Raw genomic sequence first — 18,124 nt, 5'->3', positions numbered from 1 at the left:
TCCTTCGGGGCGTGGAAGGCGGGTTATCGGTCGGGTGTGTCGGGCACGTTGTTGGGTCCTGAGGGAACGGCCACTTCGGTGGTTGTTGCTTCAGAGATGCCGGTCCTACTCGAGGTGTGCCGCAAGGTGTGCTGAGGGTGGGTGACTGGTCGTTGTTTGAGAACTGCACAGTGGACGCGAGCATCTGTGGCCAAGTTTTTAAGGGCGCACGGTGGATGCCTTGGCACTAGGAACCGATGAAGGACGTGGGAGGCCGCGATAGTCCCCGGGGAGCCGTCAACCAGGCTTTGATCCGGGGGTTTCCGAATGGGGGAACCCGGCAGTCGTCATGGGCTGTCACCCGCACCTGAACACATAGGGTGTGTGGAGGGAACGAGGGGAAGTGAAACATCTCAGTACCCTCAGGAAGAGAAAACAACCGTGATTCCGGGAGTAGTGGCGAGCGAAACCGGATGAGGCTAAACCGTTCTGGTGTGATACCCGGCAGGGGTTGCCAGTGCGGGGTCGTGGGAAAGTTCTTGATCGGTCTGCCGGCCGGTCGGCGAGTCAGAAACCGTATGGGTAGTCGAAGGACATGCGAAAGGTCCGGCGTAGAGGGTAAGACCCCCGTAGACGAAATCTGTACGGCTTGCTTGAGCTTCTCCCAAGTAGCACGGGGCCCGAGAAATCCCGTGTGAATCTGGCGGGACCACCCGCTAAGCCTAAATATTCCCTAGTGACCGATAGCGGATAGTACCGTGAGGGAATGGTGAAAAGTACCGCGGGAGCGGAGTGAAATAGTACCTGAAACCGTGTGCCTACAAGCCGTGGGAGCGTCGGACAGTGGGCTTGCCCATCTGTCTCGTGACTGCGTGCCTTTTGAAGAATGAGCCTGCGAGTTTGCGGTGTGTAGCGAGGTTAACCCGTGTGGGGTAGCCGTAGCGAAAGCGAGTCCGAATAGGGCGAGTGAGTTGCACGCCCAAGACCCGAAGCGGAGTGATCTAGCCATGGGCAGGTTGAAGCGCGGGTAAGACCGTGTGGAGGACCGAACCCACCAGGGTTGAAAACCTGGGGGATGACCTGTGGTTAGGGGTGAAAGGCCAATCAAACTCCGTGATAGCTGGTTCTCCCCGAAATGCATTTAGGTGCAGCGTCACGTGTTTCTTGCCGGAGGTAGAGCACTGGATAGGCGATGGGCCTCAACGGGTTACTGACCTTAGCCAAACTCCGAATGCCGGTAAGTGAGAGCGTGGCAGTGAGACTGTGGGGGATAAGCTCCATGGTCGAGAGGGAAACAGCCCAGAACACCGACTAAGGTCCCTAAGCGTGTGCTAAGTGGGAAAGGATGTGGAGTCGCAGAGACAACCAGGAGGTTGGCTTAGAAGCAGCCATCCTTGAAAGAGTGCGTAATAGCTCACTGGTCAAGTGATTCCGCGCCGACAATGTAGCGGGGCTCAAGCACACCACCGAAGTCGTGTCATTGCAGCATTAAGGGCCAACGCCTGCTGTGATGGGTAGGGGAGCGTCGTGTGCCGGGTGAAGCAGCGGAGGAATCCAGTTGTGGACGGTTCACGAGTGAGAATGCAGGCATGAGTAGCGATACAAGAGTGGGAAACTCTTGCGCCGATTGACCAAGGGTTCCTGGGTCAAGCTGATCTGCCCAGGGTAAGTCGGGACCTAAGGCGAGGCCGACAGGCGTAGTCGATGGACAACGGGTTGATATTCCCGTACCCGCTTTGAAGCGCCAACGTCGAACCTCTGAATGCTAAAGCCGTGAAGCCGGCCCGGAGTCTTCGGACAATGGGACGTGGTGGAGCCGCTGACCCAACAGGGTAGTAGGTGAGCGATGGGGTGACGCAGGAAGGTAGTCCAACCCGGGCGGTGGTTGTCCCGGGGTAAGGGTGTAGGCCGAGTGATAGGCAAATCCGTCACTCATTAAGGCTGAGACCTGATGCCGAGCCGATTGTGGTGAAGTGGATGATCCTATGCTGTCGAGAAAAGCCTCTAGCGAGTTTCATGGCGGCCCGTACCCCAAACCGACTCAGGTGGTCAGGTAGAGAATACCGAGGCGTTCGGGTGAACTATGGTTAAGGAACTCGGCAAAATGCCCCCGTAACTTCGGGAGAAGGGGGGCCGGAACTGGTGATCCGATTTACTCGGTGAGCTGGGGCCGGCCGCAGAGACCAGCGAGAAGCGACTGTTTACTAAAAACACAGGTCCGTGCGAAGCCGTAAGGCGATGTATACGGACTGACGCCTGCCCGGTGCTGGAACGTTAAGGGGACCGGTTAGTCACATTTCGGTGTGGCGAAGCTGAGAACTTAAGCGCCAGTAAACGGCGGTGGTAACTATAACCATCCTAAGGTAGCGAAATTCCTTGTCGGGTAAGTTCCGACCTGCACGAATGGCGTAACGACTTCTCGACTGTCTCAACCATAGGCCCGGTGAAATTGCATTACGAGTAAAGATGCTCGTTTCGCGCAGCAGGACGGAAAGACCCCGGGACCTTTACTATAGCTTGATATTGGTGTTCGGTTCGGCTTGTGTAGGATAGGTGGGAGACTTTGAAGCAGCAACGCCAGTTGTTGTGGAGTCGTCGTTGAAATACCACTCTGGTCGTGCTGGATGTCTAACCTGGGTCCGTGATCCGGATCAGGGACAGTGTCTGGTGGGTAGTTTAACTGGGGCGGTTGCCTCCTAAAGAGTAACGGAGGCGCCCAAAGGTTCCCTCAGCCTGGTTGGCAATCAGGTGTTGAGTGTAAGTGCACAAGGGAGCTTGACTGTGAGACCGACGGGTCGAGCAGGTGCGAAAGCAGGGACTAGTGATCCGGCGGTGGCTTGTGGAAGCGCCGTCGCTCAACGGATAAAAGGTACCCCGGGGATAACAGGCTGATCTTCCCCAAGAGTCCATATCGACGGGATGGTTTGGCACCTCGATGTCGGCTCGTCGCATCCTGGGGCTGGAGTAGGTCCCAAGGGTTGGGCTGTTCGCCCATTAAAGCGGTACGCGAGCTGGGTTTAGAACGTCGTGAGACAGTTCGGTCCCTATCCGCTGTGCGCGTAGGAATATTGAGAAGGGCTGTCCCTAGTACGAGAGGACCGGGACGGACGAACCTCTGGTGTGCCAGTTGTCCTGCCAAGGGCATGGCTGGTTGGCTACGTTCGGGAGGGATAACCGCTGAAAGCATCTAAGCGGGAAGCCTGCTTCGAGATGAATGTTCCCACCTCCTTGAGAGGGTAAGGCTCCCAGTAGACGACTGGGTTGATAGGCCGGATGTGGAAGCCCTGTAAGGGGTGGAGCTGACCGGTACTAATAGGCCGAGGGCTTGTCCTCAGTTGCTCGCGTCCACTGTGTTGTTCTGAAACAACGACCCCACACCGTAGGTCACGGGTGTGGTGCGGTCAACGGTTTCATAGTGTTTCGGTGGTCATAGCGTGAGGGAAACGCCCGGTTACATTCCGAACCCGGAAGCTAAGCCTCAAAGCGCCGATGGTACTGCAGGGGGGACCCTGTGGGAGAGTAGGACGCCGCCGAACAATCTTTCAAGAGAAGCCCCTCATCCGGGAACGGATGGGGGGCTTTTCTGCTGTAAGGTCAGTGCCGCAGAGTTGTCGTACCGTACAGGAGGCCCTCAGGTGGAGGTCCAGGAGACGCGCGTTCAGACGGACCGCGTCCTCACCATTCCGAACCTGTTGAGCATGGCTCGGCTGGTGGGTGTGCCGATCTTCCTGTGGCTGATCCTCTGGCCGGAATTCGGCGGGCCGAAGGTTGACGGCTGGGCGATCCTGGTGCTGATGCTGAGCGGGATCAGCGACTACCTGGACGGGAAGTTGGCCCGGCGGTGGGGGCAGATCAGCCGGCTCGGGCAGATTCTGGACCCGGCTGCGGACCGGTTGTACGTGCTGTCGACGCTGCTGGGGTTGACCTGGCGGGGGATTCTGCCGTGGTGGGTGACGGCGATTCTTTTGGCGCGCGAGCTGTTCATCGCGTCGTTGCTGCCGGTTCTGGCGAAGTACGGGTACGGGCCTCTGCAGGTGAGTTTTCTCGGCAAGGCCGCGACCTTCAATCTGATGTACGCGTTTCCGTTGCTGCTGATCGGTGACGGCGAGGGTTGGCTCGCGACGATTGCCGGCATCGTGAGCTGGGCGTTCATCTGGTGGGGTACGACCCTCTACTGGTGGTCGGGCATCCTGTACGCGATCCAGGCCCGTCGCATCGTCAAGGCGAGCGCCCGCACCGCGGTCTGAGAGCTGAGTCTCACAGTCCGGTTCTGGATGGGTCGGTGAGCGAGACGAAGCGAGACGATTCGCACGGGGGCGCGGTGCGTCGGGCGTGCTTATCCGGGTAGAGGAACTCTGGAACGGTTTGATGGACCCGAGGAGGGTTCACCACCGCGAAGGAGGACGCACCCGTAATGAAAGCCGTTGTGATGGCAGGGGGCGAAGGCACTCGCCTCCGTCCGATGACTTCGAGCATGCCCAAGCCGCTGCTTCCGGTGGCCAATCGGCCGATCATGGAGCACGTCCTGAGGCTGCTGAAGCGGCACGGCCTTACGGACACCGTCGTCACCGTGCAGTTCTTGGCCTCGTTGGTGAAGAACTACTTCGGGGACGGCGAAGAGCTGGGTATGCACCTCACATATGCCAACGAGGAGACCCCGCTCGGTACCGCCGGGAGCGTCAAGAACGCCGAGGACGCGCTGAAGGACGACTCGTTCCTGGTGATCTCCGGGGACGCGCTCACCGATTTCGATCTGTCCGAGCTGATCGCCTTCCACCGGGAGAAGGGAGCGCTCGTCACGGTCTGTCTGACCCGGGTGCCCAATCCCCTGGAGTTCGGGATCACGATCACGGACGAGGACGGCCGGGTCGAGCGGTTCCTGGAGAAGCCGACCTGGGGGCAGGTCTTCTCGGACACCGTGAACACCGGGATCTACGTGATGGAGCCCCAGGTCTTCGACTACGTCGCGGCGGGTGAGTCGGTCGACTGGTCGAGTGACGTCTTCCCGCAGCTGTTGAAGGAGGGCAAGCCCGTCTACGGGTACGTCGCCGAGGGCTACTGGGAGGACGTGGGCACCCACGAGAGCTACCAGAAGGCGCAGGCGGACGTCCTGGAGGGCGCCGTCGACGTCGAGCTGGACGGCTTCGAGATCTCGCCGGGCGTGTGGATCGCCGAGGGGGCCGAGGTCGATCCGGGGGCGGTGCTGCGCGGGCCGCTGTACATCGGTGACTACGCGAAGGTCGAGGCCGGGGTCGAGCTGCGGGAGCACACGGTGCTCGGCAGCAACGTGGTCGTCAAGCGCGGGGCCTTCCTGCACAAGACCGTCGTGCACGACAACGTCTACATCGGGCCGCAGAGCAACCTGCGCGGGTGTGTGATCGGGAAGAACACCGACGTCATGCGGGCCGCCCGGATCGACGACGGGGCGGTGATCGGGGACGAGTGCCTGATCGGCGAGGAGTCGATCATCTCGGGCAACGTCCGGGTCTATCCGTTCAAGACGATCGAGGCCGGGGCCTTCGTCAACACCTCGGTGATCTGGGAGTCCCGGGGGCAGGAGCACCTCTTCGGGCTGCGTGGCGTCTCGGGCATCCTCAACGTCGAGATCACGCCGGAGCTGGCGGTCCGGCTCGCCGGGGCGTACGCGACGACGCTGAAGAAGGGGGCGACCGTCACCATTGCGCGTGACCACTCGCGTGGTGCCCGTGCGCTCAAACGGGCGATGATCTCCGCCCTGCAGACCAGCGCCATCGACGTCCGTGACCTGGAGAACGTGCCGATGCCGGTCGCTCGGCAGCACACCGCACGGGGCAGCGCCGGCGGGATCTTCCTGCGGACGACGCCCGGGGTGCCGGACTCGCTGGACATCCTCTTCTTCGACGAGCGGGGCGCCGACCTCTCGCAGGCCGGGCAGCGGAAGCTCGACCGGGTGTACGCGCGGCAGGAGTTCCGCCGGGCCTTCCCGGGTGAGATCGGGGACCTGACCTTCCCGTCCAGCGTCTTCGACTCGTACGCGGGCAACCTGCTGCGGGCCGTCGACACCACCGGGGTGCCCGAGGCCGGGCTGAAGGTCGTGGTGGACACCGCGCACGGCAGTGCGGCGCTGGTGCTGCCGAGCCTCCTCGGGCGGCTCGGGGTGGAGGCGCTGACGGTCAACAGCGGCCTGGACGAGGCCACGCCGACGGAGGACGCGGAGGAGCGGCGGGCGGGGCTGGCCAGGCTGGGTGAGCTGGTGTCCTCGTCCCGGGCGGCGTTCGGGGTGCGGTTCGACCCCGTCGGCGAGCGGGTCTCCTTCGTGGACGAGCTCGGGCGGGTGATCCAGGACGACCGGGCCCTGCTGGTGCTGCTCGACCTGGTCGCCGCCGAGCGGCGCAGCGGGCAGGTCGCGCTGCCGGTGACGACGACGCGGATCGCCGAGCAGGTGGCGGCGTACCACGGCACGCAGGTGGCCTGGACGACGACCTCGCCGGACGATCTGGCGAAGGCCGCGGCGACCGAGGGCACGATCTTCGGCGGTGACGGGCGCGGCGGGTTCGTGGTGCCGGAGTTCAGCGAGGTGCTGGACGGGGCGGCGGCGTTCGTGCGGCTGCTCGGGCTGGTGGCGCGTACGCAGTTGACGCTGAGCCAGATCGACGCGCGCATCCCGCAGGCGCACATCCAGCGGCGGGACATCGCGACGCCCTGGGCGGCGAAGGGCATGGTGATGCGCTCGGTGGTGGAGGCGGCCGGGAGCCGGCGGCTGGACACCACGGACGGTGTGCGGGTGGTCGAGTCGGACGGGCGCTGGACGCTGGTGCTGCCGGACCCGGCCGAGGCGACCACCCATCTGTGGGCGGAGGGCCCGGACGCCGCGGCCACCGAGCAGCTGCTCGACGAGTGGGCGGCGGTCGTGGACGGCGCCGGGCGTTGAGCGAGGGCTGAGCATGGCCGGGTGACCGGGGGCGGTGCGGGCTGCGGCGCGCGCCGCCCCCGGCGCAGGGGGCTGTGCGTCCGACGGGTGGGCGACGTGGGACGATGTACCGCATGCCAGCACCGCCGACGCCGAGTGACCGGGACGGACGTTTCGCCCGCCCCGACGCCTCGATGTCCCTGCTGACCACCGTGATGGAACACAGCCTCGACGACGGCTATGCCGAGGCGGCACGGGCCAGGGGCGCCGAGGGCTCCAGCAGGCTGCCCGGCTCGCTGCGCGGGCGGCTCACGCTCGCGCTGGGCCTGGCGCTCGCCACCACCGTCGTGACGGTCGGGGCGGTGACCTCGCACGAGGCCGAGCCGACCCTCGCCAAGGAGCGTGACGCGCTGGTGCAGCGGGTCACGGACGAGACCGGGGCGACGGACAAGCTGCAGAAGCAGATCCAGGACCTGCGGCACCGGGTCGACCAGGCCCAGCAGCAGGCGCTGCCGACCGGCGACGACCAGGGACTCGCCGAGCTGGCCGGCCGGGCCGGGACGGCGGAGGTCACCGGTCCGGGTGTGAAGCTGGTGATCGACGACGCCTCGGGCACCGGCGCGGGCGGCTCGGTCAACAACCCGCGTGAGGCGGACGGCTTCCACGACAGCGGGCGGCTGCGGGACCGCGATCTCCAGCTGGTCGTCAACGGGCTCTGGCAGTCCGGCGCCGAGGCCGTCTCGGTGAACGGCCAGCGGCTGACCGCGCTCTCGGCCATCCGGGCCGCGGGTGACGCGATCCTGGTCGACAACCGGCCGCTGGTGCCGCCGTACACCGTGCTGGCGATCGGCGACGGGCCGAAGCTGAGTGCGGCCTTCCAGGACGCCGAGGCCGGGCGGTACCTGCGGATCATCCAGGACAGCTACGGGATCAAGTCGACGCTCTCGACACAGAAGAAGCTGACGCTGCCGGCGGCGCTCGGCATCACGCTGCGCTATGCGCAGCCGCTCACTTCGGGCTCGCCCAGCGCGGGGCCGACCACAGGGACAGGAGCACCAAAGCCGTGATTGCCGTACTGGGCCTCGTGATCGGAGTGGTCGTCGGCCTCTTCGTGCAGCCCGAGGTGCCCGACGCCGTGGTGCCGTACCTGCCGATCGCGGTCGTCGCGGCGCTGGACGCGGTCTTCGGCGGCGTGCGGGCGATGCTCGACGGGATTTTCGACGACAAGGTCTTCGTGGTGTCGTTCCTCTCGAACGTCGTCGTCGCGGCGCTGATCGTCTTCCTCGGTGACCAGCTCGGGGTCGGCTCGCAGCTCTCCACGGGTGTGGTGGTCGTGCTCGGCATCCGGATCTTCTCCAACGCCGCTGCCATCCGGCGGCACGTCTTCCGGGCCTGAGAGGGGACGACGTGGACCAGGACCGTACGCCGGAGGAGCCGGAGCCCGAGCTGAAGCCGGACGAGTCGGCAGAGGACCAGCCCGAGCAGGAGCTGGAGCAGCCCGACGAGCCGGAGAAGGAGACCGAGCAGCCGGCCGAGCCGGTGAAGGCCGAGCCGGTGAAGGCCGAGCCCGTGAAGGCCGAGCCCGTTGCGGCCGAGCCTCCGGCGGACCCCAGAGGCAGGCTGAAGGCCGCCCTGTGGCCGCTGCGGATCTCGCGTGGGCAGCTGGTGGTGGCGCTGCTGCTGTTCTCGCTGGGGCTGGCGCTGGCCATCCAGGTGAGGTCGACCAACGACCACAGCCAGCTGCGTGGCGCCCGGCAGGAGGATCTTGTGCGGATTCTCGACGAACTGGACAGCCGTCAGCAGCGTCTTCAGCAGGAGAAGTCGCAACTGGAACAGTCGTTGGCCCAGCTGGAGAACAGCTCCAACCAGGCCAAGGACGCCCAGGAGCAGACCAGGAAGAAGCTGGCGGAGCTCGGGGTGCTGGCAGGCACGGTCAAAGCCACAGGTCCGGGCATCGTACTGACGGTCGATGACCCCCAAGGGCAGGTGAAGGCCGATATGCTGCTCGACACCCTGCAGGAACTCCGAGCGGCGGGGGCGGAGGCGATTCAGATCAACAGTGTCCGAGTGGTGGCAAGCACCTACTTCACCGACGCGTCGGCGGGTGGGGTGCAGATCGACGGCAAGAACGTCTCGCAGCCGTTCCGTTTCACGGTGGTCGGGCACCCGCAGGATCTGACGCCTGCGCTCAACATCCCCGGTGGTGTCGTGCGCACGCTGGAGAAGCAGCAGGCGAAGGCGACCATCACCGAGCAGCAGAGCGTCGTGGTGGACGCGCTGGCTGCTCCGAAGACGCTCCAGTACGGCAAGCCGGCGGCGAAGTGACGGGGCGACTGTCGCACGGCCCGTCAGTTCCGGGGTGCCCCCGGCGGCCGTCCGTCCTCGCACGTCAGCGACACTGGTACGTACCACCGGCCCGACTCCGGCAGGATGCCGGGGACGGCGCCCGTCCGAGATTCGCACCCTGCCCCGCGGGCGGGTCTGTCACACGCAAGGGGATTCGCCCGTGAGTCTGTTCTCGAAGCTCTTCGGCCGCAACAACCGTCGCGCAGCGGCGGTCGAGGCCCCCACCGCGCGCCACCGGCGCGCCGACGAGGATGCCGGTGTGCCCGGCATGCGGCCTGCGCCCGAGGAGGGCCAGTACGCCGAGCGTCCGCTCTTCCGGGACGGCGCCGGGGCGCCGGCCGGAGGCAATTCCGCCGGTTACGGCGCGTCGGTCGATGCTTCGGGCGCGCCGCGCATAGGTTTCCAGTCAGGACCCTCAACCTCTGGTGGAGGGTTTGCCCCGAATCCCTACGCCGGTCAGGCCCCCGCGGGCATGCCGCGCCAGGAGGCGAACATGGCTGGCCCCACCCCGTGCCCCCGGTGCGGTAACCAGAACCCGGCCACGGCCCGCTTCTGCTCGAACTGCGGTACGGCGCTGCGCGGCGGCCTGCTGCCCGAGGGTGCGGCCGAGACCACCTCGACCATCTCGATCTCCGGCCTGGAGTCCTACGACCCCAACGCCACCACCGGCACCGGCGCCACCCCGGCCCTCTCGGCCGAGGTGCTGCAGGCGATCGACCTGCTGCCGCCGGGCTCGGCGCTGCTGATCGTCCAGCGCGGCCCGAACTCGGGCAGCCGCTTCCTGCTGGACGCGGACGTCACCACGGCGGGCCGTCACCCGGAGGGTGACATCTTCCTGGACGACGTCACTGTCTCCCGCCGTCACGTCGAGTTCCGCCGGACGCCCGGTGGGTTCGCGGTGGCCGACGTGGGCAGCCTCAACGGCACCTACGTCAACCGGGAGCGGATCGACGAGGTCGGTCTCAACAACGGCGACGAGGTGCAGATCGGCAAGTACCGGCTGGTCTTCTTCGCCAGCCACCAGCGGGGGTACTGACCACCACACCCACAGGAGCCCGAGTGACCCCGCACACCCCGTCATCCGTGGAAACCTCGCCCGTGCCCGGCTCCCGCCGGGCGGGTGAGGTGCGACGGCGCGGCGACGAGCTGCTCAGCATCGGCGCGGTGCTGACCTTCCTCCGCGACGACTTCCCCGAGGTCACCATCTCCAAGATCCGCTTCCTGGAGGCGGAGGGCCTGGTGGAGCCGCAGCGGACCCCCTCGGGGTACCGCAAGTTCAGCCCGGCGGATCTGGAGCGGCTCGCGTACGTGCTGCGCGTCCAGCGCGACCACTATCTGCCGCTGCGGGTCATCAGGGAGCACCTGGACGCCATCGAGCGCGGCGAGGCCCCGCCGGCCCTGCCGGCACCCGAGGCCCGGCCGGGCCCGCTGGAGGAGGCCGACCGCGAGCTGGTCAGCGCCTCCGGTGCCGTGCCCGGCGTCCGCCTCGGCCGGGCCGAGCTGCTCGCCGCCGCCGAGGCGCAGGAGCACGAGCTGACGGAGTGGGAGGCGTACGGCCTGCTCTCGCCCGGCCCGGACGGCGGCTACGACGGCGAGGCGCTGCAGGTCGCCCGGCTGGTCGCCGAACTCGGCCGCTACGGCCTGGAGCCGCGCCATCTGCGGGCCATGAAGGCAGCCGCCGACCGTGAGGTGTCGCTGGTCGACCAGGTGGTCGCCCCGCTGCGCCGCCACCGCAACCCGCAGACCCGGGCCCACGCCGAGACGACCGCACGCGAACTCGCCACGCTCTCGGTGCGGCTGCACGCCGCGATGGTCCAGGCGGGGCTGCGGGCCCGACCGGCGGGCTCCTGAGGCCGTGTGCGAAGGCTCCGGGGCGGGCTGCGCTTTCATATCCGGGGCCTGGGTCATAGTGTTGCCACTGTGAATGAGCTCGACGTCGTGGGTGTCCGGGTTGAGATGCCTTCCAACCAGCCGATCGTGCTGCTTCGGGAGGTAGGGGGCGATCGGTATCTGCCGATCTGGATCGGTCCTGGTGAGGCGACCGCGATTGCTTTCGCGCAGCAGGGCATGACGCCCGTGCGCCCGCTGACGCACGACCTGTTCAAGGACGTGCTGGAGGCGCTGGGGCAGCAGCTGACGGAGGTGCGGATCAGCGATCTCCGGGAGGGCGTCTTCTACGCCGAGTTGGTGTTCTCCGGCGGCGTGGAGGTGAGCGCGCGTCCGTCCGACGCGATAGCCCTCGCGCTGCGTACGGGGACTCCGATCTACGGGAGCGAGGAGGTGCTCGCGGAGGCGGGCATCGCCATCCCGGACGAGCAGGAGGACGAGGTCGAGAAGTTCCGCGAGTTCCTGGACCAGGTCTCGCCGGAGGACTTCGGCGGCCAGCAGTAGGCACACCTAGCCGCGCCGCTTGTCACCCGCAAGTCGGGTTTTGCCAAAGTGCGTCCACATACCCACACTGAGGGCACGAAAAACCACCCCACCGAGTGACATTGTCGGTGAGCCCCGGCGTGGCGATCGTTGACGGGTCCAGGGCGACTGCTTACCGTCAGGAGTAGCTCCGGTGAGTTACTCCACCTGGGCCCCATGGCGCACAGGACGAGCGGACGGAGGTTGGCATGAGCGGCATTGGCGACGACGCGGCCGTTGGAGCCCTGTGCTCCGTGCACGTCCCGCGCTCGACCCGCAGCCTGCTGGAGCGGGTACGGGAGACCCCGGCGGACGGCCCGGCGGAGGTGGAGTTCGCGCGGGTCGGGCGGTTCCCCGCCGTGCAGGCCGGCCAGCCCGCCATCGAGCGGCTCGCCCCGACCTCGGGCCTGATCGGCTACCGGGGCCCGACCGCCTGTGCGGCAGCCGGGATCACGTACCGGCAACTCGACTACTGGGCCCGGACGGGCCTGCTGGAGCCGAGCGTCCGTTCGGCCTACCCGGCGAACAGTCAGCGGCTCTACAGCTTCCGCGACATCCTGCTCCTGAAGATCGTCAAGCGGCTTCTGGACGCCGGGGTCTCGCTCCAGAACATCCGCGTCGCCGTCTCCCACCTGCAGTCCGCCGAGGCCGTAGACCTGACCGAACTCACCCTGATGAGCGACGGCGCGACGGTCTACGAGTGCACGTCGTCCCAGCAGGTGGTCGATCTGCTCAAGAGCGGCCAGGGCGTCTTCGGCATCGCCGTCGGCGCGGTCTGGCAGGAGCTGGAGACCGCCCTCTCCCGCCTCCAGGCCGAGCGCACCGACACCGGCGAGACCGTCCTCGGGAGCGACCCCTCCGACGAGCTGGCCCAGCGGCGCAACCGCGCGGTGTAGGTCCGGCACCGGCCGTCGGGCGGGAACCGCCCGGTGCTGTCGTGTCGTCCGCCCTGATGAGTCGATCATCAGCGGCAGGGGGCAGTGGTGCGGATACCGAAACTGAGCGGCAGACGGCCGCAGCGTCGGGCCTTTCAGGCGCTCGTACTGCTGTGCGGGCTGGGGCTCGCGCCCAGCGCCTGGCTCTGGACGGACGCCGGGCAGCGGGTCGGGACGGTCGCCGAGGCGCCCGCCGCCCCGGTGGCGGTGGTCTTCGGGGCGGGCCTCTTCGACGGGCAGCCCTCGCCCTACCTGGCGCACCGGCTGGACGCCGCGCTGACGCTCTATCAGGAGCACAAGGTGCAGGCCATCCTGGTGACGGGCGACAACGGCCGGGTGAGCTACGACGAGCCGGACGCGATGCGCGACTACCTGCTGGCGCACGGCGTGCCGCCCGTACGGGTGGTGCGGGACTACGCCGGCTTCGACACCTGGGACTCCTGCACCCGGGCCCGCCGGGTCTTCGGCGTCGACCGGGCGGTGCTGATCAGTCAGAACTTCCACGTCCGCCGGGCGCTGGCGCTCTGTGAGGCGGCCGGCATCGACTCGTACGCCGTCGGGGTCGACGAGCCGCACGACGCGACCTGGTACTACGGCGGTCTGCGGGAGATCCCGGGCGCGGTGAAGGCGGCGGCCAACGTCGCACTGCGGCCGGACCCGAAGCTGCTGGGGGCGAAGGAGCCGGGGATCGCCGCCGCGCTGGCGGATGCTGCTGCGCGGTGACCGGCGATTGTCGTACCCCTGCGGCATGATCGGCAGGTGCGGTCAGTTCCGAGCATCATCCACCTCGACATGGACGCCTTCTTCGCAGCGGTGGAGCAGGCGGCCAAACCCAGCCTGCGCGGAAAGCCGGTCGTGGTGGGCGGGCTCGGCGGGCGCGGGGTGGTGTCGACGGCCAGCTACGAGGCGCGGAAGTTCGGCGTGCACTCGGCGATGCCGATGGCCCAGGCCCGGCGGCTCTGCCCGAACGCCGCCTTCCTCGCCGGGCGCTTCACCGCCTACCGGCAGGTCAGCGACATAGTGATGGGCCTGCTGCGGGAGCTGTCGCCGCTGGTCGAACCGCTCAGCCTGGACGAGGCCTTCGTCGACCTGGAGGCAGGCCCGTACGGGCCCGCGCTCGCGGCGGCCGGGCCCGAGGGCGGGCCCGAGATGGTGCTGGCGATCGGTGAGGACCTGCGGGCCGACATCGAGCGGCGCAGCGGTCTGACGGCCTCGGTCGGCGCCGCCGGGTCGAAGCTGATGGCGAAGATCGCCTCCGAGCAGGCCAAGCCGGACGGGCTGGTGCTGGTCGGCATCGGCTCCGAGCGTTCGGTGCTCGGCCCGATGCCGGTCCGGGCGCTGCCCGGGATCGGCCCGGCCACCGAGCAGGTGCTGCGGCGGGCCGGGGTGATGACCGTCGCGGACCTGGCCGAGGCGGGGGAGACGGAGCTCGTCCAACTGCTCGGCAAGGCGCACGGCGCGGGCGTGCACCAGATGGCCCTCGGCCTCGACTCCCGCCCGGTGGTGCCGGACCGCGACGCCAAGTCCGTCTCGGTCGAGGACACGTACGCGGTGGACCTGCTCGACCGCGACCGCATCCTGCACGAGATCGACGTGCTCGCCGCCCGCTGCGTCGCCCGGCTGCACTCCGCCGGGCGCTCGGGGCGGACGGTCGTGCTCAAGGTGCGGCGCTTCGACTTCTCGACGCTGACGCGGTCGGAGACGCTGCGGGCACCCACCGACGACCCCGGGGTGATCGCCGAGACGGCCCGGCGGCTGGCCCTCACGGTCAACACCGCCGGGGGCGTCCGGCTGCTCGGGGTCGGGGTCTCCCAGCTCGCCGACTTCACCCAGGAGGACCTCTTCGCGCAGGCCGCAGCCGCGGCGGAGCCGCCACCGGAGCTGCCCGAGCCCGTCGCGGCCGAAGCGGCGCCGCACGAACCGCCGCCACGGCACTGGCACCCCGGGCAGGACGTGACGCACGCCGAGTACGGCCCCGGCTGGGTCCAGGGCAGCGGCGTCGGCCGGGTCACCGTCCGCTTCGAGACCCCGAGGAGCCTGCCCGGCCGCGTCCGCACCTTCGCGGTGGAGGACCCGGCCCTGGAGCCGGCAGAGCCGCAGCCGCTCCGCTGATGCTTGCGCACAGGCCCGTGGGCCCGGGTAGTGCAAGTTGGGCGAGCTCATGAGGTCCGGCGCCGTAGCCTGCCGTTTCGCGCAGTTCCCCGCGCCCCTGGGGGCTGGCCGATCGCGTACAGCAGGGGAAAGCAGACGGCCCCGCACCTGGGTTGCAGGTGCGGGGCCGTTCTGGTCCGGGCGGAGGCTTGTCGCGATGCCCTCGTCGACTGCCGGGGCCCGGAGGCCCGCTGCGCCCTGTCCCTTGGCGCGGCGGGCCTGGCGTCTCGTCAGACGCCGGTCTTGGCCAGCTGGGGGCTGGGGGTCTCGGCGGGGGCCGGGGTGGCGGGCTTGATGCGGCGGATGGCGAACGGCACCACCGCGGCGATCAGGCACATCACTGCCGTCGTCCAGAACGCGTGCTTGTAGGCGTCCAGGGTCGGCAGCGGGATCGGCAGGCCCTTGATGGTGTCGCCGGTCAGGATCGCGGCCATCACGGCGGTGCCGATGGCACCACCGACGGTGCGCAGCACGGCGTTCATGCCGTTGGCGATGCCGCTCTGCTCGGCCGGGACGGCGCCGTTGATGTAGGCGGGCATGGCGGCGTAGGCGAGGCCGACGCCGAGGCCGAAGACGGCGGAGGCGGTGTAGATGTCACCCTCGGCGCTGTGCCGCAGGGCGAGGTACGCCATCGAGACGGCGCCGAGCACGCCGCCGAGGACGAGCGGCAGGCGCGGGCCGCGGCGGGCGATCAGCAGGGCGCCGACCGGTGCGGCGATCATCGAGCCGACGGCGGAGGGCAGCAGCATGACGCCGGCGTGCAGGACGGTCGCGGTGAAGCCGTAGTGGGCGAACTTCTCCGGGGTCTGGGCGAAGTTGCTGATCACCATGAAGGAGCCGTACATCCCGAAGCCGATGAGCAGGCCGGAGATGTTGGTGAAGGCGACGGCCGGGCGGGACATCATCTTCATGTCGACCAGCGGGTGCTTGACCTTGACCTCGATGATGATCCAGATCAGGGCGACGACGGCCGCGACGGCGAAGAGGCCGAGGGTCTTGGTGGAGGTCCAGCCCCAGTGGTTGCCCTGGCTGACGGCGATGAGCAGGGCGGAGAGCCAGCCGGCCAGCGTGATCGCGCCGAGCGGGTCGGCGCCGCCCTCCTTGTCGACGACCGGGTCCTTGGGGACGCGCAGGGCGACCAGGGCGACGGCGATCAGGCCGAAGACCAGGCCCATCCAGAAGATGGACTTGTAGCTCCAGTGCTCCAGCAGCAGGCCGGTGGCGACCAGGCCGAGGCCCGAGCCGACGCCCATCGAGGCGGAGATCGCGGCGACGCCGCCGGTGACCTTCTCCTTGGCCAGCTCGTCGCGGACGATGCTGATGGCCAGCGGCAGCACGCCACCGCCGGCGCCCTGGAGGACGCGGGCCACGATCAGCCAGGTGAAGGAGTGCGTGCCCACGGCGAGCGCGGAGCCGGCCACCAGGCCGGCCAGCGAGATCAGCAGCATGGGCTTGCGGCCGCGGAGGTCGCCGAAGCGCCCGAGCAGGGGGGTCAGCACGGCGGCGGAGAGCAGGTTGGCCGTCATCAGCCAGGTGATGTTGGAGCCGGTGACGTTCAGCTCCTTGGCCAGCGAGGGCAGGATCGGGACGACCGCGGTCTGCACCACGCTGAACGCCAGCATCGCCAGGATCAGTGCGGGGAGCACGCGGGCACTGCTCGGCTTGGTGGCCGTGGCGGTGGGCTGTGGTGCCTCACTCACGGGGCTTCCTCCGGTTCAAGCCGCCCGGCGCGGAAGCGCTTCGGACGAACGAAAGTCAACGAACTGAAGTAACCATGCCGTGAATACTTCAGTGTGTCAAATATCGATCGGTGAACCTTTGGAGAGGGCAGAGGCCCCGGCCCCGCCGAGGCGGGACCGGGGCCTCGGGAGCGCGCCGGTCAGGAGGGCAGCAGCGGCTCCGGCCGCCCGTCGGCAGCCGGTGCCGCCGCCTCCTCGCCCTCGGGCATCGGGCTGTCCTGGATGTCGACGTGCTCGCGCCGCAGCTCCTCGCGGATGACGTGGTCGTCGGTGTAACGCTCGACCACCAGGCGGACGCGCTCGATCGGCACCAGGTACTTGTGCACCACCGGGCGCTCCTCCTGGAGCGTGACCTCCTCCATCGCCTCCTCGATCTCCACCTGGGTCAGCGCGTCCCGTTCGCCGTCCGTGACGGGCACCCGCTCGACCCGGACGCGCTCGCGCACCACCGGCACGTGCCGCTCGACCGTCTCGCTGGTGACGTACTTGCGCAGCCGCGCGGTGTACGTCACCTGCCACTCGGTCGTGATGTCGAGCCGCTCCTCGCGGCAGGTGATCTCGATCGGCCCGCTCGGCGCGCTGGTCGCGGCAGTGGGCGCCGCCATCGGTGCGGCGGCCGCCGTCGGCGGGCGCTCGAGCGTGGGGGAGGTGGGGGAGTTGACGGGCCGCATCGCGGTGGGCGCGGGCTTGTCGTGGTCACGGACGGGAGCGGTGAACGCCATGGGGGTTGCCTCGGGCATCAGCGGAGCGGGTGTCTGGGTGGTGGTGGCGGGGGCGGGAGTGGAGACGGTGCCGAAGTCGTGGTCACCGTTCTTCACCGCCGCCGTGCCGTTGGCCGGTACGGGGGTCGGTACGGGCGCCGGCGCGGCCGCGCCGTTGGTCTCCAGCCCGTAGTAGCGGTAGAGCTGAAGCTCCTGGGCGGGGGAGAGGTGTTGGCCCACGCCGAAGTCCGGTGAGTCCTTGATCAGCGACTTGTCGTACGGGACCTTCAGCTCCGCGCCCGAGAACTCGCTGGTGGTCAGCGGGACGAAGGCGTCCCGGCCGAAGATCCCGGTCCGGACGGCGGCCCACTCGGGTTCGCCGGTCGCGTCGTCGAGATACACCTCGTCGACCGTGCCGATCTTGTCACCGTTCCGGTCGACCGCCTTGTGTCCGATCAGGTCTCGCGGATCGATATCGGTCTGCACGCTGTCCTCCAGTGCAAGTGCTCCCGTGAACTCGGTCGGTGGGCGGCCGGGGGAGCTGTCCGTCCGCCATCTCATACGAAAAGGCATCAAATGGACGCGGGCGAGCCGGGCGCCGCCGTCCGGGCGTCGGTTGGGCCGTCCGGGGTGCTCCGGAGAAGCTCCGTGGACGGAGCGACAGACCTGACCTGACCGGTGATCCAACCGGCTCGCGCTGGTACCCTGGGCGCGACCGCCGAGCCCGCTCGGGAGAGTCCCCACCCCTTGTGAACTGCGGGGAAGGGGCGCCGAAGGAGCAAACCCTCCCCGGAATCTCTCAGGCATCCGTACCGTGTGGGATAGGTCACTCTGGAAAGTAGGGCAGGACCGACGGCTAGGGAGCCGACGGCACCACCCTCACCGACGGTGCAAGCCGACGAGGTGCCCCCGGGCGTCGCGTGCGGGTGAAGCTCTCAGGTACCGATGACAGAGGGGGAGGCCTGTCGGTCGTAC

Annotated in this window: 13 protein-coding genes, 2 rRNA genes and 2 riboswitches; of the genes, 13 read left to right on the top strand and 2 right to left on the bottom strand. The window is 68.2% G+C overall.

What is annotated here, in order from left to right; all coding sequences use genetic code 11:
* Positions 1-188: 188 nt before the first annotated feature.
* From ACR68M_RS02335 to ACR68M_RS02275, 13 genes are all read left to right on the top strand, one after another.
* Positions 189-3,312: ribosomal RNA gene (locus tag ACR68M_RS02335) — 23S ribosomal RNA — on the top strand.
* A gap of 86 nt (positions 3,313-3,398) precedes the next feature.
* Positions 3,399-3,515: ribosomal RNA gene (rrf, locus tag ACR68M_RS02330) — 5S ribosomal RNA — on the top strand.
* Positions 3,516-3,614: 99 nt separating this feature from the next.
* On the top strand, positions 3,615-4,226 hold the full coding sequence (pgsA, locus tag ACR68M_RS02325; RefSeq protein ID WP_441248679.1) for a CDP-diacylglycerol--glycerol-3-phosphate 3-phosphatidyltransferase: 612 nt from the start codon (positions 3,615-3,617) through the stop codon (positions 4,224-4,226).
* A 167-nt stretch (positions 4,227-4,393) separates the two neighbouring features.
* On the top strand, positions 4,394-6,889 hold the full coding sequence (locus tag ACR68M_RS02320) for a sugar phosphate nucleotidyltransferase (protein WP_441248678.1): 2,496 nt from the start codon (positions 4,394-4,396) through the stop codon (positions 6,887-6,889).
* Between the two features lie 104 nt (positions 6,890-6,993).
* Positions 6,994-7,935 (top strand): DUF881 domain-containing protein, encoded by a 942-nt coding sequence (locus ACR68M_RS02315; protein WP_441248677.1) that lies wholly within the window; start codon positions 6,994-6,996, stop codon positions 7,933-7,935.
* Positions 7,932-8,264 (top strand): small basic family protein, encoded by a 333-nt coding sequence (locus tag ACR68M_RS02310; RefSeq protein WP_073927316.1) that lies wholly within the window; start codon positions 7,932-7,934, stop codon positions 8,262-8,264. The genes ACR68M_RS02315 and ACR68M_RS02310 overlap by 4 nt, the downstream gene beginning before the upstream one ends.
* An 11-nt stretch (positions 8,265-8,275) precedes the next feature.
* Entirely contained in the window at positions 8,276-9,193 is a 918-nt protein-coding gene (locus tag ACR68M_RS02305; protein WP_441248676.1) for a DUF881 domain-containing protein, read from the top strand.
* A 514-nt stretch (positions 9,194-9,707) separates the two neighbouring features.
* Positions 9,708-10,250, top strand: coding sequence for an FHA domain-containing protein (locus ACR68M_RS02300; protein WP_441248675.1), 543 nt, complete (start codon positions 9,708-9,710; stop codon positions 10,248-10,250).
* 62 nt (positions 10,251-10,312) lie between these two features.
* Positions 10,313-11,065 (top strand): transcriptional regulator FtsR, encoded by a 753-nt coding sequence (ftsR, locus tag ACR68M_RS02295; RefSeq protein WP_441251493.1) that lies wholly within the window; start codon positions 10,313-10,315, stop codon positions 11,063-11,065.
* Between the two features lie 69 nt (positions 11,066-11,134).
* Positions 11,135-11,605 carry a bifunctional nuclease family protein gene (locus tag ACR68M_RS02290; protein ID WP_280719553.1) on the top strand — a complete coding sequence of 157 codons (471 nt, stop codon included), beginning with the start codon at positions 11,135-11,137 and terminating at the stop codon, positions 11,603-11,605.
* 227 nt (positions 11,606-11,832) lie between these two features.
* Positions 11,833-12,519 carry a MerR family transcriptional regulator gene (locus tag ACR68M_RS02285; protein ID WP_441248674.1) on the top strand — a complete coding sequence of 229 codons (687 nt, stop codon included), beginning with the start codon at positions 11,833-11,835 and terminating at the stop codon, positions 12,517-12,519.
* A gap of 87 nt (positions 12,520-12,606) precedes the next feature.
* A complete protein-coding gene (locus tag ACR68M_RS02280) occupies positions 12,607-13,281 on the top strand; it encodes a SanA/YdcF family protein (RefSeq protein WP_441248673.1) in 675 nt (224 codons plus the stop codon).
* A 36-nt stretch (positions 13,282-13,317) separates the two neighbouring features.
* Positions 13,318-14,670 (top strand): DNA polymerase IV, encoded by a 1,353-nt coding sequence (locus tag ACR68M_RS02275; RefSeq protein WP_441248672.1) that lies wholly within the window; start codon positions 13,318-13,320, stop codon positions 14,668-14,670.
* A gap of 269 nt (positions 14,671-14,939) precedes the next feature.
* Here ACR68M_RS02275 and ACR68M_RS02270 read toward each other — a convergent pair whose 3' ends face one another.
* The gene (locus ACR68M_RS02270) at positions 14,940-16,409 is read right to left on the bottom strand and encodes an MFS transporter (RefSeq protein ID WP_441248671.1); all 1,470 of its coding nucleotides are present in this window, start codon (positions 16,407-16,409) and stop codon (positions 14,940-14,942) included.
* A 179-nt stretch (positions 16,410-16,588) separates the two neighbouring features.
* On the bottom strand, positions 16,589-17,635 hold the full coding sequence (locus tag ACR68M_RS02265; protein ID WP_441248670.1) for a PRC and DUF2382 domain-containing protein: 1,047 nt from the start codon (positions 17,633-17,635) through the stop codon (positions 16,589-16,591).
* Positions 17,636-17,868: 233 nt separating this feature from the next.
* Positions 17,869-17,974: riboswitch (glycine riboswitch) on the top strand.
* A riboswitch (glycine riboswitch) is annotated at positions 17,975-18,111 on the top strand. It begins immediately after the preceding riboswitch.
* Positions 18,112-18,124: the final 13 nt, after the last annotated feature.

The organism is Kitasatospora sp. McL0602 (genome assembly GCF_052076145.1).
In the GTDB taxonomy this organism is placed as follows: domain Bacteria; phylum Actinomycetota; class Actinomycetes; order Streptomycetales; family Streptomycetaceae; genus Kitasatospora.
Note: the sequence above shows the minus strand (reverse complement) of the source record. Positions and strands in the feature narration are given on the sequence as shown.

Bases quoted from the DNA above. Each gene is read 5' to 3' on its own strand.
- ACR68M_RS02320 (WP_441248678.1), top strand. From the start codon at position 4,394: ATGAAAGCCGTTGTGATGGCAGGGGGCGAAGGCACTCGCCTCCGTCCG.
- ACR68M_RS02315 (WP_441248677.1), top strand. From the start codon at position 6,994: ATGTACCGCATGCCAGCACCGCCGACGCCGAGTGACCGGGACGGACGT.
- ACR68M_RS02300 (WP_441248675.1), top strand. From the start codon at position 9,708: ATGGCTGGCCCCACCCCGTGCCCCCGGTGCGGTAACCAGAACCCGGCC.
- ACR68M_RS02285 (WP_441248674.1), top strand. From the start codon at position 11,833: ATGAGCGGCATTGGCGACGACGCGGCCGTTGGAGCCCTGTGCTCCGTG.